This window comes from Streptomyces griseus subsp. griseus, assembly GCF_003610995.1.
Taxonomy (GTDB): Bacteria; Actinomycetota; Actinomycetes; order Streptomycetales; family Streptomycetaceae; genus Streptomyces.
Genome location: NZ_CP032543.1, coordinates 2,594,364 through 2,608,524, shown reverse-complemented (window position 1 = coordinate 2,608,524; position 14,161 = coordinate 2,594,364). Strand labels below are relative to the sequence as shown.

The 14,161-nt window shown below is 70.8% G+C and carries 13 protein-coding genes; 11 read left to right on the top strand and 2 right to left on the bottom strand.

Translation table 11 applies throughout. The features are described from left to right. Positions 1-32 precede the first annotated feature (32 nt). The 5 genes from D6270_RS11945 to D6270_RS11925 all read left to right on the top strand — a co-directional run bounded on the left by D6270_RS11945 (position 33) and on the right by D6270_RS11925 (position 6,750). The gene (locus D6270_RS11945; RefSeq protein ID WP_076966337.1) at positions 33-620 is read left to right on the top strand and encodes a sigma-70 family RNA polymerase sigma factor; all 588 of its coding nucleotides are present in this window, start codon (positions 33-35) and stop codon (positions 618-620) included. Next, the gene (locus tag D6270_RS33800) at positions 617-1,597 is read left to right on the top strand and encodes an anti-sigma factor family protein (RefSeq protein WP_109165420.1); all 981 of its coding nucleotides are present in this window, start codon (positions 617-619) and stop codon (positions 1,595-1,597) included. The genes D6270_RS11945 and D6270_RS33800 overlap by 4 nt, the downstream gene beginning before the upstream one ends. 170 nt (positions 1,598-1,767) lie before the next feature. After that, entirely contained in the window at positions 1,768-4,194 is a 2,427-nt protein-coding gene (locus tag D6270_RS11935; protein ID WP_109165421.1) for a HelD family protein, read from the top strand. A 451-nt stretch (positions 4,195-4,645) separates the two neighbouring features. Further along, positions 4,646-6,082 carry an NAD-dependent malic enzyme gene (locus D6270_RS11930; protein ID WP_109167485.1) on the top strand — a complete coding sequence of 479 codons (1,437 nt, stop codon included), beginning with the start codon at positions 4,646-4,648 and terminating at the stop codon, positions 6,080-6,082. A 386-nt stretch (positions 6,083-6,468) separates the two neighbouring features. After that, entirely contained in the window at positions 6,469-6,750 is a 282-nt protein-coding gene (locus D6270_RS11925; RefSeq protein ID WP_003968811.1) for an HU family DNA-binding protein, read from the top strand. A 115-nt stretch (positions 6,751-6,865) separates the two neighbouring features. Here D6270_RS11925 and D6270_RS11920 read toward each other — a convergent pair whose 3' ends face one another. Beyond that, entirely contained in the window at positions 6,866-7,330 is a 465-nt protein-coding gene (locus D6270_RS11920; RefSeq protein ID WP_202418315.1) for a DUF2000 domain-containing protein, read from the bottom strand. A gap of 49 nt (positions 7,331-7,379) precedes the next feature. On the opposite strand from D6270_RS11920, the gene D6270_RS11915 reads away from it, so the two are divergent. Beyond that, on the top strand, positions 7,380-8,210 hold the full coding sequence (locus D6270_RS11915) for an AraC family transcriptional regulator (RefSeq protein WP_109165423.1): 831 nt from the start codon (positions 7,380-7,382) through the stop codon (positions 8,208-8,210). 50 nt (positions 8,211-8,260) lie between these two features. Here the strand turns inward: D6270_RS11915 and murA are convergent, their stop codons facing one another. Next, positions 8,261-9,601 carry a UDP-N-acetylglucosamine 1-carboxyvinyltransferase gene (gene murA, locus D6270_RS11910; protein WP_109165424.1) on the bottom strand — a complete coding sequence of 447 codons (1,341 nt, stop codon included), beginning with the start codon at positions 9,599-9,601 and terminating at the stop codon, positions 8,261-8,263. Between the two features lie 286 nt (positions 9,602-9,887). Between murA and D6270_RS11905 the strand changes: the two genes are divergently transcribed. From D6270_RS11905 to D6270_RS11885, 5 genes are all read left to right on the top strand, one after another. After that, entirely contained in the window at positions 9,888-10,448 is a 561-nt protein-coding gene (locus D6270_RS11905; protein ID WP_018512335.1) for a YqgE/AlgH family protein, read from the top strand. Positions 10,449-10,478: 30 nt separating this feature from the next. Further along, the gene (locus D6270_RS11900; RefSeq protein WP_029395429.1) at positions 10,479-10,778 is read left to right on the top strand and encodes a DUF3039 domain-containing protein; all 300 of its coding nucleotides are present in this window, start codon (positions 10,479-10,481) and stop codon (positions 10,776-10,778) included. Between the two features lie 243 nt (positions 10,779-11,021). Next, on the top strand, positions 11,022-12,326 hold the full coding sequence (locus D6270_RS11895; protein WP_109165425.1) for an extracellular solute-binding protein: 1,305 nt from the start codon (positions 11,022-11,024) through the stop codon (positions 12,324-12,326). 2 nt (positions 12,327-12,328) lie between these two features. Next, positions 12,329-13,315 (top strand): carbohydrate ABC transporter permease, encoded by a 987-nt coding sequence (locus D6270_RS11890; protein WP_109165426.1) that lies wholly within the window; start codon positions 12,329-12,331, stop codon positions 13,313-13,315. Beyond that, positions 13,312-14,160, top strand: coding sequence for a carbohydrate ABC transporter permease (locus D6270_RS11885; protein WP_109165427.1), 849 nt, complete (start codon positions 13,312-13,314; stop codon positions 14,158-14,160). Before D6270_RS11890 ends, D6270_RS11885 begins: the two co-directional genes overlap by 4 nt. Position 14,161 lies beyond the last annotated feature (1 nt).

Genomic DNA, 14,161 nt, shown 5'->3' with positions numbered 1-14,161 from the left:
GCTCCATTCAGGGTCTCGACCAGGAGGTTCGGGTGCGCAAGGATGCGGCCGTGGCCGATGACCGTCCGCACAGGGCTCGACATCGCAGTGAGCCGCCCACGCCTCCCGACGGGATACCCGACGAGGAGCTGATGCGGGCGCTCTACCGCGAACACGCCGGGCCGCTGCTCGCGTATGTCCTCAGACTCGTGGCGGGCGACCGCCAACGGGCCGAGGACGTGGTGCAGGAGACGCTCATCCGTGCCTGGAAGAACGCCGGCCGGCTCAACCGGGCCACCGGCTCCGTCCGCCCCTGGCTGGTGACGGTCGCCCGGCGCATCGTCATCGACGGCCACCGCAGCCGGCAGGCCCGGCCGCGCGAGGTCGATCCGTCGCCGCTGGAGGTCATTCCCGCGGAGGACGAGATCGACAAGGCGTTGTGGCTGATGACGCTCTCGGACGCGCTCGACGATTTGACGCCCGCGCACCGGGAAGCATTGGTCGAGACCTACTTCCGGGGACGTACGGTGAACGAGGCGGCCGAGGTGCTCGGTATCCCCAGTGGCACCGTGCGGTCCCGGGTCTTCTACGCACTCCGTTCGATGAAGCTCGCACTCGAAGAGAGGGGGATCACGGCATGAGCGACCAGCAGTGGCAGCCGTTCGGGCCCCGGCCTCCGGGACCCCGTATGCCCACCGGTCCCTCGCACCCCCCGCACTCCCCCTGTCCCGCGGGTCCTGCACACCCCTCAGGGCCCGCGTACCTCTCCGCCCCCGGGCACCCCGGCGCCCCGGGGTACCCCGCCGCTCCCGGTGGACCCACCGGCCCCGAGCCGCCGTTCGGCGGGGAGCCCGAAGGGAGCGAGCACGACGCGGCCGCCGCCTACGTCCTGGGCATCCTGGACGACGCGCAGGCGAGCGCATTCGAGGCCCATCTCGCGGGGTGCGCCCGGTGTTCGGCGCATCTCGACGAGTTCGCCGGGATGGAGCCCATGCTCGCGATGCTGGCCGAGGCGCCGGCGGCCACGCCCGGGGCCCGTCCCGTACCGCACGTGCCCGAGCGGCCCGCGCCCAAGGTGCTCGGCGGGCTGATGGACGAGGTCGCGCACCGGCGGCACCGGCGTACGCGGCGCAGCCGGTATCTGATCGCCGCGGCCGCCGCCCTGATCATCGGCGGGCCGGTCGCCGCCGTCGCCGTGACGGCGGGCGACGACGGCGGCCGCAGCGTCGCCGTCGGCGACCCGCACCCCACCAGCCCGGCCGAGGACGCCTTCTTCCAGCACATGACGGAGAAGGTGTCCGCGACCGACCCCACCACCCGGGTCGGCGCGACGGTCGGGATGGAGGAGAAGGCGTGGGGCACCCACACGGTCCTGGAGCTGAAGAACGTGAAGGGGCCGCAGAAGTGCACGCTCGTCGCCGTCTCCAAGACGGGGGAGGAGGAGGTCGTCACCTCCTGGTCCGTCCCGCAGTGGGGGTACGGCATCGAGGGGTCGACGCACGAGTCGGCGAAGAACCCGCTGTACGTGCACGGCGGCGCGGCGATGGCCCGCGAGGACATCGACCGGTTCGAGGTGCGTACGTTCGACGGGGAGCGGCTGGTGGAGATCGGCGCCTGAGCGGACCCGGCCGCCCGGACGCACCCCTCCCGCCCGGGCGGCCCGGCCGTCCGGGCGCGCCTCCTTCCGACGCGCAATCGCAACACGCGTAACGGTGGACGGCAGGTGCGCCCGGCCCCCCCTTCGCATAGGCTTGACGGCTGCCCGATGCACGTCAGAAGGGGGCCTCGGTGGCCGCGCAGGATGCCGCTGTCGATTCGCTGCGGGACCGGGAGATCGGTGTCGAACAGGATCATCTGGACCGCGTTTACCACCGTCTCGAAGAGAAGATCGACGAGGCGGAATTTCTCATGCACGACGCCGTCAAACGCGGGCAGGTCGGCACGCCCGGTGCCCTCGCCGAACGGGACGCCCAGGTCTTCCGGGCGGGCGTCCACCTCAACCGGCTGAACAACGAGTTCGAGGACTTCCTCTTCGGCCGGGTCGACCTGCTCCTCGGCAAGGACGGTGAGCGCGGCCCCGACGGCGCGTTCACCTCCGTGGAGCCGGCCGACGACGCCGTACGGGAGGACGCCACGGCCGATATCGCCGAGACGCTCCACATCGGCCGGATCGGGGTCCTGGACTCCGACTACGCGCCGCTGGTGATCGACTGGCGGGCCCCGGCCGCCGCCCCGTTCTACCGCTCCACCCCGAAGGAGCCGGGCCGCGTCGTACGCCGCCGGGTCATCCGCTCCAAGGGCCGCAGGGTCCTCGGGGTCGAGGACGACCTGATGCGCCCGGAGCTGACGGCGTATCTGAACGGCGAGAAGCTGCCGGTGATCGGCGACGGCGCCCTGATGGCCGCCCTCGGCCAGGCCCGCAGCCACACCATGCGGGACATCGTCGCCTCCATCCAGGCCGAGCAGGACCTGGTGATCCGGGCCCCCGCCGCCTCCGTCACGGAGGTCACCGGCGGCCCCGGCACCGGTAAGACGGCCGTCGCCCTGCACCGGGCGGCGTACCTCCTCTACCAGGACCGGCGGCGGTACGCGGGCGGCATCCTGGTCGTCTCGCCGACCCCGCTCCTGGTCGCGTACACCGAGGGCGTGCTGCCCTCGCTCGGTGAGGAGGGCCAGGTCGCGATCCGCGCCGTCGGCTCGCTCTCGGAGGAGGCGGCGGGCGTCGAGGGCGCGTACGGAAGGGGCGGCTCGAAGGGCCTCGATGAGGGGCGGCGATCGGGTGACGGGGGGGTCTACGACGAACCGGCCGTCGCCCGGATCAAGGGTTCCTCCCGGATGCTCCAGGTGCTGCGCAAGGCGGCCCGGGGCGCGCTGGAGGCGCCGAAGGCTTCGCCCAGCGACGGCCAACTCCCCTTCGGCGACGAGCCCGCACAGAGCGGCGCCGCCACCCCCACCCGGCTGCGCGTCGTCGCCTTCGGCGCCCGGCTGGAGCTGGAGGCCGACGAGCTCCAGCGCATCCGCAACAACGTCCTCAGCGGCACCGCCCCCGTCAACCTGCTGCGCCCGCGCGCCCGCAAACTGCTGCTGGACGCCCTGTGGAGCAAGTCCTCCGGGCGCGGCCGCTACACCGACCCGCAGCTGGTGGCGGAGTTGCGGTCCTCCTTCGACGAGGACGTCTCCACCGAGACGCCGTTCCTGGAGTTCCTGAACGCCTGGTGGCCCGAGCTGACCCCGCGTCGGGTGCTGGCCGCGATGGCCGACGAGAAGCGGCTGGCCCGCTGGTCCCGGCGCATCCTCAACCAGGGCGAGGTGCGCCGCCTGGCCCGCTCCCTGAAGCGGCTGGACGCGGCGGACGGCACCGGCCCCCTCTCCGTACACGATGTGGCGCTCCTGGACGAGCTCCAGGCGCTGCTGGGCACGGTGGTCCGGCCCAAGCGGAAGCGTGAGATGGACCCGCTGGACCAGCTCTCCGGACTGGAGGAGCTGATGCCGCAGCGCGAGGAGACCCAGTGGGAGCGGGCCGAGCGGCTCGCGGCTGAGCGCACGGAGTACACGCACGTCATCGTCGACGAGGCGCAGGACCTCACCCCCATGCAGTGGCGGATGGTGGGCCGCCGGGGCCGCCACGCCACCTGGACCATCGTCGGCGACCCGGCCCAGTCCTCCTGGTCGGACCCGGACGAGGCGGCCGCCGCCCGGGACGAGGCGCTCGGCTCCCGGCCGCGCCGCCGCTTCACCCTCACCGTCAACTACCGCAACCCGGCCGAGATCGCGGAGCTGGCCGCCAAGGTGCTGGCGCTCGCCATGCCCGGCATGGAGTCCCCGTCGGCGGTCCGCTCCACCGGGGTGGTGCCGCGCTTCGTGCCGGTCGGAGGCGGCGACCTGGCCGCCACGGTCCGCGAGGAGGCGCGGCGGCTGCTGGCGGAGGTGGACGGCACGGTGGGCGTGGTCGTGGCGATGGACCGCCGTGCCCAGGCCCGCGAGTGGCTGGCCGAGCTGGGGGAGCGGGTGGTGGCGCTGGGCAGCCTGGAGGCGAAGGGGCTGGAGTACGACGCCACGGTGGTCGTCTCACCGGCGGAGATCGCGGACGAGTCCCCGGCCGGGCTGCGGGTGCTGTACGTGGCGCTGACGCGGGCCACCCAGCAGCTCACGGTGGTGTCGGGGGAGCGGGACATGCCGGACGGGGACGGGGTGCCGGACCTGCTCAGGGAGTGATCCGGACCTGCCGGGGGAGCGCCCCGGGCCCGCCGCGGGAGTGACCCGGACCCGCCGGGGATTCGCGGCGCGCGAGTCAACCTGTCGCACGGGAATCACTTCTCCGGGGTCTTTGTTACCGTGGTACTGGCACCGGCTCGATCCAAGCCCCCGGGCCCAACCTTCGTCGCTTCGAGCGACCACTTGCCGCGAGGCGAGCATGGCGGGTCGGTGCCACTTAAGTGAAGAAGACAGACCCGCGTCACCTGATGGTGGCGCGGGTCTGTTTTCGTTCGTGGGGCCTGTTGGGGGTTCCGCCGAACGGGTGACTTCTCGTATGGTGGAAAATACTTTCCGAAAGGCGGCACTCATTACCGGCTACCAGCCGGTAGGTGCGACGATCGGGGAGCGTGACCGGAACGAGGGTTCCGGATGCGCGGCAATGAAGCTCAGGAAAGCGAAGGACACGGCCATGGCAACGGCGCCCAGCGTCTCGTACTCGATGACGGTCAGGCTGGAGGTGCCCGCCAGCGGCACCGCGGTCTCCCAGCTCACCACGGCCGTGGAGTCGTCGGGGGGTTCGGTCACCGGCCTCGACGTGACAGCCTCCGGCCACGAGAAGCTGCGGATCGATGTCACGATCGCGGCCTCCTCCACCTCGCACGCGGACGAGATCGTCGAAGGTCTGCGCGATGTCGAGGGCGTCGTGCTGGGCAAGGTCTCCGACCGTACGTTCCTCATGCACCTCGGCGGCAAGATCGAGATGGCGTCCAAGCACCCCATCCGCAACCGTGACGACCTCTCGATGATCTACACCCCCGGCGTCGCCCGGGTCTGCATGGCGATCGCCGAGAACCCCGAGGACGCGCGCCGCCTCACCATCAAGCGCAACTCCGTCGCAGTCGTGACGGACGGCTCCGCCGTGCTCGGCCTCGGCAACATCGGCCCGATGGCCGCGCTGCCGGTCATGGAGGGCAAGGCGGCCCTCTTCAAGCGCTTCGCCGGCATCGACGCCTGGCCGATCTGCCTGGACACCCAGAACACCGATGAGATCGTCGCGATCGTCAAGGCGATCGCCCCCGGCTTCGCGGGCATCAACCTGGAGGACATCTCCGCCCCCCGCTGCTTCGAGATCGAGGCCCGGCTGCGCGAGGCCCTGGACATCCCCGTCTTCCACGACGACCAGCACGGCACCGCCATCGTCGTCCTGGCCTCGCTGACCAACGCCCTGCGCGTGGTGGGCAAGAACATCGGTGACGTACGGGTCGTCATGTCCGGTGCCGGAGCCGCCGGTACGGCCATCCTGAAGCTCCTGATCGCCGCCGGTGTCAAGCACGCCGTCGTCGCCGACATCCACGGCGTGGTGCACAGCGGCCGCGAGGACCTGGTCGCCGCCGACCCCGACTCGCCGCTGTGCTGGATCGCCGACAACACCAACCCCGAGGGCGTCACCGGCACCCTCAAGGAGGCCGTCGTCGGCGCCGACGTCTTCATCGGCGTCTCCGCCCCGAACGTCCTGAACGGCGACGACGTCGCGGCGATGGCGGACGGCGCGATCGTGTTCGCGCTCGCGAACCCGGACCCCGAGGTCGACCCGACGATCGCCCGTGAGACGGCCGCCGTCGTCGCCACCGGACGCTCCGACTTCCCCAACCAGATCAACAACGTGCTGGTCTTCCCGGGTGTCTTCCGCGGTCTGCTGGACGCTCAGTCCCGCACCGTCAACACGGAGATGATGCTCGCCGCCGCCGGAGCCCTCGCCGACGTGGTCGCCGAGGACGAGGTCAACGCGAACTACATCATCCCCTCGGTCTTCAACGACAAGGTCGCCGGCGCGGTCGCCGGAGCCGTCCGCGCGGCCGCCAAGGCCGCCTCCGGCACCGGAGCGGCGCCCGCCGCGTCCGTCTGACCCGGCCGTCCACCCCTGTTTCGCGGGGCCCTCAAGGGGTACCCGCGGAGCACCTCGGGCCGCACCCGCCCGTGCCGTACGGCGCGTCGCGGGTCGCGGCGCCCCAAACGCCCCTTTAGGGTGGGCGGGCAGTGGGCCCCGTAGGGCCCGGCATCCGCTGCGGACCGCTAAGGGAAGCCGACGGAACGTCACCACGAGCAGACAGTGGCGCCTTTCGTTGACCCTGAAGGGTTCCGGATTGGCTTTCCCGCCGCAGGTGGGGGCAGGATGCGTAATCGGGCGCGAGGGTCTGACATCAGACCCGGGTCCGGGGACTGTCAGAGGGCCCTGGCAGCATCGGCTTCGATCTCACGCCTCACAGGCAAGAAGAACACGGGAGTAACAACATGAACCGCAGTGAGCTGGTGGCCGCCCTGGCCGACCGCGCCGAGGTGACTCGCAAGGACGCCGACGCCGTGCTGGCCGCGCTCGCCGAGACCGTCGGTGAGATCGTCGCCAAGGGCGACGAGAAGGTCACCATCCCCGGCTTCCTGACCTTCGAGCGCACCCACCGTGCCGCTCGCACCGCTCGCAACCCGCAGACCGGCGACCCGATCAACATCCCCGCCGGCTACAGCGTGAAGGTCTCCGCGGGCTCGAAGCTCAAGGAAGCCGCCAAGGGCAAGTAACCCCAAGGCGCAGCAATGAGGGCGGCCACCCCCGACCAGGGGTGGCCGCCCTCGCGCATGCCAGGGGCACATGCGCCCCGCTCAGCCCTTCGTACGCCGACGGGGCCGCCCGGGGTCAGGGATGCATCCGCGCGCCCTTGAGGACCTTGTCCACGGCGTTGCGGGGCCCGTACACGGCCAGCCCCACCAGGTCCAGCGCGTCCCGCCCCACCGCCCGCACCGCCGCCCGGTTGTCCCGGTCGTTCCCCGTACCGAACAGGTCCGAGGTGAACACGGCCACCGTCAGGGACCGGGAGAGCGCCTTGGCGTGCGCGGCGGTCAGCGTCTCCGCCGCCCCCTCGAAGACCAGCACCGGCTGCCGGAGCATCGGCAGGTAGGCGGTGGCATCGGCGTCCTCGTAGGGTTCGCCGATCACCTCGGGCGCCGCCGTCCCCAGACCGCTGACCAGGAAGGCGGTCACGTTCAGGCGCTGCCAGCTCTCCAGGTCGTCGCGGAGCAGCACCGCGATCTTCGTGTCGAAGCGGACGGGTGCCTCGCCGGTGGTCATGGTTCCGTCCGCCGTCTCGTGCGTGTTTCTCATGGTCCGAGACTGGCCGTCGGCCCCCGGCCGTTTCTTGTACGTTCTTGGCGTGACGCCGAGGCAGCAGGCGCGGCAGGAGATCTCGGCCTGGCGTCCGGAGGTCCCGGGCGTCGTGGAGGTCTTCCACGCCCGCTTCACCGAGCACGCCTACCCCATGCACGTCCACGAGGCCTGGACCCTCCTGATCGTCGACGACGGGGCCGTCCGCTACGACCTGGACCGCCATGAGCGCGGTACGCCGGGCGGCACGGTGAGCCTGCTGCCGCCGCAGGTCCCGCACAACGGTTCGCCCGCGACCTCCGAGGGCTTCCGCAAACGGGTGCTCTACCTGGACATGTCGCAGCTGGACGCGCGCTACATCGGGCTCGCGGTGGACACCCCCGACCTCGCCGACCCGCTCCTGCGCACCCGCGTCGCCCGGCTCCACACGGCCCTGGCCGACCCGGGCGACGCCTTCGAGGCGGAGAGCCGCCTGGCGTTCATCGCGGAGCGGCTGAGAGGCCACCTGGGCCCCGCACGGGGCCCGGAGAGCCCGCCGCCCGGCCCCGGCGTCGCCCGGGACCTGCGTGAGCTGCTGGACGAGCGGCTGGGCGAGGGCATCACCCTGGCGGAGGCGGCCCGGCTGGTCCACGCGCACCCGACCCATCTCGTGCGGGCGTTCAGCGCGGCGTACGCGATCGCCCCGCACCAGTACCTGACGTCCCGCCGGGTCGACCGGGCCCGCCGGCTGCTGCTGGACGGGGTGCCGCCCGGTGAGGCGGCGGCCGTCGTGGGCTTCCACGACCAGTCCCATCTCACGCGGCACTTCAAGCGGATCGCGGGGACCACGCCGGGCCGGTTCGCGCGTTCCCGGGAAAGCCCGGTGCCCCGGCCCCGGTGAGGGGCCGGGGCACCGGTTCGCGCAGTGCTGTGTGCGGCAGCACTGTGCGGTCAGACCAGGGAGCCGCCCGGCAGCTCCACCTTGGCGCCGAGCTTCTCCAGCTTCTCCATGAAGTTCTCGTAACCGCGGTTGATCAGGTCGATGCCGTGCACCCGGGAGGTCCCCTGGGCCGCCAGCGCCGCGATCAGGTACGAGAAGCCGCCGCGCAGGTCGGGGATGACCAGATCGGCGCCCTGGAGCTTCGTCGGTCCCGAGACGACCGCCGAGTGCAGGAAGTTGCGCTGGCCGAAGCGGCAGTCCGAACCGCCCAGGCACTCCCGGTAGAGCTGGATGTGCGCACCCATCTGGTTGAGCGCGGAGGTGAAGCCGAGCCGCGACTCGTACACCGTCTCGTGGACGATGGAGAGCCCCGCGGCCTGCGTCAGCGCCACCACCAGGGGCTGCTGCCAGTCGGTCTGGAAGCCGGGGTGGACGTCCGTCTCCAGCGCGATGGCGTTGAGCGCGCCGCCCGGGTGCCAGAAGCGGATGCCCTCGTCGTCGATCTCGAAGGCGCCGCCGACCCGGCGGAAGGTGTTGAGGAAGGTCATCATCGAACGCTGCTGGGCGCCGCGTACGTAGATGTTGCCCTCGGTCGCCAGCGCCGCCGACGCCCAGGAGGCCGCCTCAAGCCGGTCCGGGATCGCCCGGTGGGTGTACCCGTCGAGCTTGTCGACACCGGTGATCCGGATGGTCCGGTCGGTGTCCAGGGAGATGATCGCGCCCATCTTCTGCAGTACGCAGATGAGGTCCTCGATCTCCGGCTCGACGGCCGCGTTGGACAGCTCGGTGACGCCCTCGGCGAGGACGGCGGTGAGCAGCACCTGCTCGGTGGAGCCCACCGAGGGGTACGGCAGCCGGATCTTGGTGCCGCGCAGCCGCTGCGGGGCCTCCAGGTACTGGCCGTCCGCCCGCTTCTCGATGGTCGCGCCGAACTGGCGGAGCACCTCGAAGTGGAAGTCGATCGGCCGGCCGCCGATGTCGCAGCCGCCCAGGCCCGGGATGAAGGCGTGGCCGAGGCGGTGCAGCAGCGGGCCGCAGAAGAGGATCGGGATGCGCGACGAACCCGCGTGGGCATCGATGTCGGCGACGTTCGCGGACTCGACGTGCGAGGGGTCGAGGATCAGTTCGCCCGGCTCGTCGCCGGGGCGGACGGTGACGCCGTGCAGCTGGAGGAGCCCCCGGACCACCCGTACGTCACGGATGTCGGGAACGTTGCGGAGGCGGCTGGGCCCGCTGCCGAGCAGCGCGGCGACCATTGCCTTCGGCACCAGGTTCTTGGCGCCTCGGACGCGGATCTCGCCCTCCAGCGGGGTGCCGCCGTGGACAAGCAGGACATCGTCTGTGCCGGTCATGTATCTCGCGTTCCGGAGTGGTCGGGCAGGGGGCCAACGAAAAGGGTAATGGCCTCCTACCCCCCTTCCGTAAGGCGAAGGGGGGTGTACGAACGTCATGAATCCGCCACAACACCCTCCGCGCACCCGATCTTGCGGAGGGTCACCGTCCGGATGGCCCCCGGATCCCGCCCTCGTGGTGCGCTCCCCGTGCCTCCGTGCGCCCTGAGCTGCGCTCGCTCTCCTGAGGTGGTCGTCACGGTCACGGGGCCCCCGCGGAGGGCGAAGATGCGGGATCATCTCTGCCATGACGGAGGTGTCCTCGCTCACAGGGCGACTGCTCGTGGCCACACCCGCCCTCGCGGACCCGAATTTCGACCGCGCGGTGGTGCTCCTCCTCGACCACGACGAGGAGGGGTCCCTCGGTGTGGTGCTCAACCGCCCGACCCCGGTCGGCGTCGGTGACATCCTCGGCTCCTGGGCCGGGCTGACCGGCGAGCCGGACGTCGTCTTCCAGGGCGGCCCCGTCTCCCTCGACTCCGCGCTCGGCGTCGCGGTGATCCCCGGCGACGAGGGCCCGCTCGGCTGGCGGCGGGTGCACGGGGCGATCGGCCTGGTCGACCTGGAGACCCCGCCGGAGCTGCTCGGACCGGCGCTCGGATCGCTGCGGATCTTCGCCGGGTACGCCGGGTGGGGGCCCGGTCAGCTGGAGGGCGAGCTGACCGAGGGCGCCTGGTACGTGGTCGAGTCGGAGCCCGGTGACGTCTCCTCCCCGCGCCCGGAGAACCTCTGGCGCGCGGTGCTCCGCCGCCAGCGCAGCGAGCTGGCGATGATCGCCACGTATCCGGACGACCCTTCGCTCAACTGAAGGCCCCTTCTTTCAGTACCCTTGGCGGTTATGAGCACTCTTGAGCCCGATCGCGGGGCAGGTACGGGGACCCTCGTAGAGCCGACGCCGCAGGTGTCGAGGGGCGACGGCGACCACGAGCGCTACGCCCATTACGTCCAGAAGGACAAGATCATGGCGAGCGCCCTGGAGGGCACTCCCGTGGTGGCGCTGTGCGGCAAGGTCTGGGTGCCGGGGCGTGACCCCAAGAAGTACCCGGTCTGTCCCATGTGCAAGGAGATCTACGAGTCCATGGGCGCCGGCGGCGACAAGGACAAGGGCAAGGGCGGCAAGGACAAGGGCAAGAAGTAGGGCCCGGGTCCCACTCGGGTCCACGGCCCCCGGCACGCGCGGTCGACGCGCGTGTCGGGGGCCTTTTGCGTTCCCGGTCACGGAGAGTGCCCGAACGCTCGCGTTGCACGGGCTGCGTCGGCTGGTCACAGAGTGGTGGAGACCACTTGTCGGGCGCCGGAACCGGACTTACTCTCCTGCCAGTTGTGCAGAACGAAACGCACGTTGCACATGATGCAACGCATGACCGGTAGGGGTTCCCGGATGAAGCTTTCTGCCCGAATTGCCGCCCCGGTTGCGGCGCTTGTGCTGGCGGGCCTCACCGCCACCGCCTGCGCGCCGCAGACCTCCGACACCAGTGCGAAGGGTGACGACAAGAGCGGGACTCTCCGTGTCTGGCTCTTCCAGGAGGTCGGCAACAAGCCCAAGGAGAAGGTCGTCGACGACGCCGTCGCCGCGTTCGAGAAGAGCCACGAAGGCGCGAAGGTCGAGGTCGAGTACATACCCGTCGACACCCGCGCCCAACGCATCAAGGCCGCCTTCAACGACCCCAAGAGCGCCCCCGACCTCATCGAGTACGGCAACAGCGACACCGCCGGATACGTCAAGGACGGCGGACTCGCGGACGTCACCGAGGAGTTCGGCGCCTGGGAGGAGGCCAAGGACACCGACCCGATCGCCAAGCAGTCCGTCACCGTCGGCGACAAGGTCTACGGCGCCCCCTTCTTCGTCGGTGTCCGCGCCCTCTACTACCGCACCGACGTCTTCAAGGACCTCGGCATCGAGCCCCCCAAGTCCCAGGCCGAGCTGATCGCCACCGCGAAGAAGATCCACAAGGCGAAGCCCGACCTCTACGGCCTCGCGGTCGGCGGCGCCTACACCTACGGCGCGATGCCCTTCATCTGGTCGCACGGCGGCGAGATCGCGGGCGAGAGCGGCGGTACGTACAAGTCGGCCATCAACAGCGAGAAGGCCCGCAAGGGCATCGAGGCCTACACCTCCCTCTTCGGCGACGACAACTGTCCGGCCGCCAAGTGCGCCTCCATGGGCGGCAACGCCACCGTCACCGCCTTCGCCTCCGGCAAGGCCGCCATGGCCATCGGCGGCGACTTCAGCCACACGGCCGTCGAGGCGGGCTCGGTCAAGGGCAAGTACGCCGTCGTCCCGCTGCCCGGCATCGCCCCGAACTCCATCGCCCCCGCCTTCGCGGGCGGCAACAACATCGGCGTGCTCAAGAGCAGCTCGCACCGCACCCTCGCCGTCGACCTGATGAAGTCGCTCACCGGCAAGAAGACCCAGGCCGAGATGTTCGACGCGATGGGCTTCCTGCCCACCTACACCGACGTCCTGGACAACGCCGCCAAGAAGCAGCCCTTCGTCGCCCCGTTCGTCCAGACCCTCGGCGCCGGCGCCAAGTTCGTCCCCGCCTCGCCCGCCTGGGGCCAGATCGACGCCTCGCTGGTCCTGCCGACGATGTTCCAGGAGATCGTCTCCGGCCGTAAGGACGTGGCGCAGGCCTCGGACGACGCGGCGGAGAAGATGGACGCGGCCTTCACCGACGCGGGCTGACGATGACCACGCCCACCACCGCTCTCCAGGCCCCGGCCCCCGGTGCGTCCGGGACGGGCGCCGGCACCCCCGCCGGCCGCCCGCCCCGGCGCGGCCGCTCGGTCTCCCCCAGGGGGCACTCCGGCTGGACCCCCTGGCTCTACCTCCTGCCCGCCCTCGTCCTGCTCGCCGGGCTGCTGGTCTACCCGATCTACCAACTCGGCCTGATCTCGTTCCTGGAGTACACCCAGGCCCAGGTCAGCGGCGGCGAACCCACCACCTTCCAGGGGTTCGGCAACTACGCCACCCTCTTCAACGACAGCCAGTTCTGGCAGGTCCTCCTCGCCACCGTCCTCTTCGCCGCCGCCTGTGTGGTCTCCACGCTCTTCGTCGGCTGCGCCCTGGCCGTCCTGCTCACCCGCATCCGCGCGCTGCCCCGGCTCGCGCTGATGATGGCCGCGCTCGGCGCCTGGGCCACCCCCGCGATCACCGGCTCCACGGTCTGGGTCTTCCTCTTCGACCCCGACTTCGGACCGGTCAACAAGGTGCTCGGCCTCGGCGACTTCTCCTGGACGTACGGCCGCTACAGCGCCTTCGCGCTCGTACTCCTCGAAGTCCTGTGGTGCTCGTTCCCGTTCGTCATGGTCACCGTGTACGCGGGCATCCGGGCCATCCCCACCGAGGTGCTGGAGGCCGCCTCGCTGGACGGCGCGTCCCAGTGGCGGATCTGGCGGACCATCATGGCGCCGATGCTCAAGCCCATCCTGATCGTCGTCACCATCCAGTCGATCATCTGGGACTTCAAGGTCTTCACCCAGATCTACGTCATGACCAACGGGGGCGGTATCGCCGGGCAGAACCTGGTGCTCAACGTGTACGCGTACCAGAAGGCGTTCGCGTCCTCGCAGTACAGCCTCGGCTCGGCGATCGGCGTCGTGATGCTGGTGATCCTGCTGGCCGTCACGCTGGTCTATCTGCGCCTGGTGCGGCGCCAGGGGGAGGAACTGTGAGCGTAGTCAAGTCCCTGCGGGTCAAGCGGCCCGGCAGGCTGGCCGCCGAGGCCGCGGCCCTGCTGATCGCCGTGGCCGTCGCCTTCCCCCTCTACTGGATGGTGCTCTCCGCCTTCAAGCCGGCCGGCGAGATCCAGTCGACCACCCCCCGCCCCTGGACCCTCGCCCCCTCCCTCGACTCCTTCCGCCGGGTCTTCGAACAGCAGGACTTCGGCCGCTACTTCCTCAACAGCCTGCTGGTGGCGGGCACGGTCGTCATCGCCTCGGCGCTGATCGCCTTCCTGGCCGCCACCGCCGTGACCCGCTTCCGCTTCAAGTTCCGCACCACGCTGCTCATCATGTTCCTGGTGGCGCAGATGGTGCCGGTGGAGGCACTGACCATCCCGCTGTTCTTCCTGATGCGGGACTTCGGCCAGCTGAACACGCTCGGCTCGCTGATCCTGCCGCACCTCGCCTTCTCGCTGCCGTTCGCCATCTGGATGCTGCGCGGCTTCGTCAGGGCGGTCCCCGAAGCCCTGGAGGAGGCCGCCTACATCGACGGGGCGAGCCGCACCCGCTTCCTGTGGCAGATCCTCTTCCCGCTGGTCTTCCCGGGCCTGGTGGCGACCAGCGTCTTCTCCTTCATCACCACCTGGAACGACTTCCTGTTCGCGAAGTCGTTCATCATCAGCGACACCTCCCAGTCGACGCTGCCGATGGCGCTGCTGGTCTTCTTCAAACCGGACGAGAACGACTGGGGCGGGATCATGGCGGCCTCGACCGTGATGACCATCCCCGTCCTGGTCTTCTTCGTACTCGTACAGCGGCGCCTGGTCTCCGGACTGGGCGGCGCGGTAAAGGACTGAC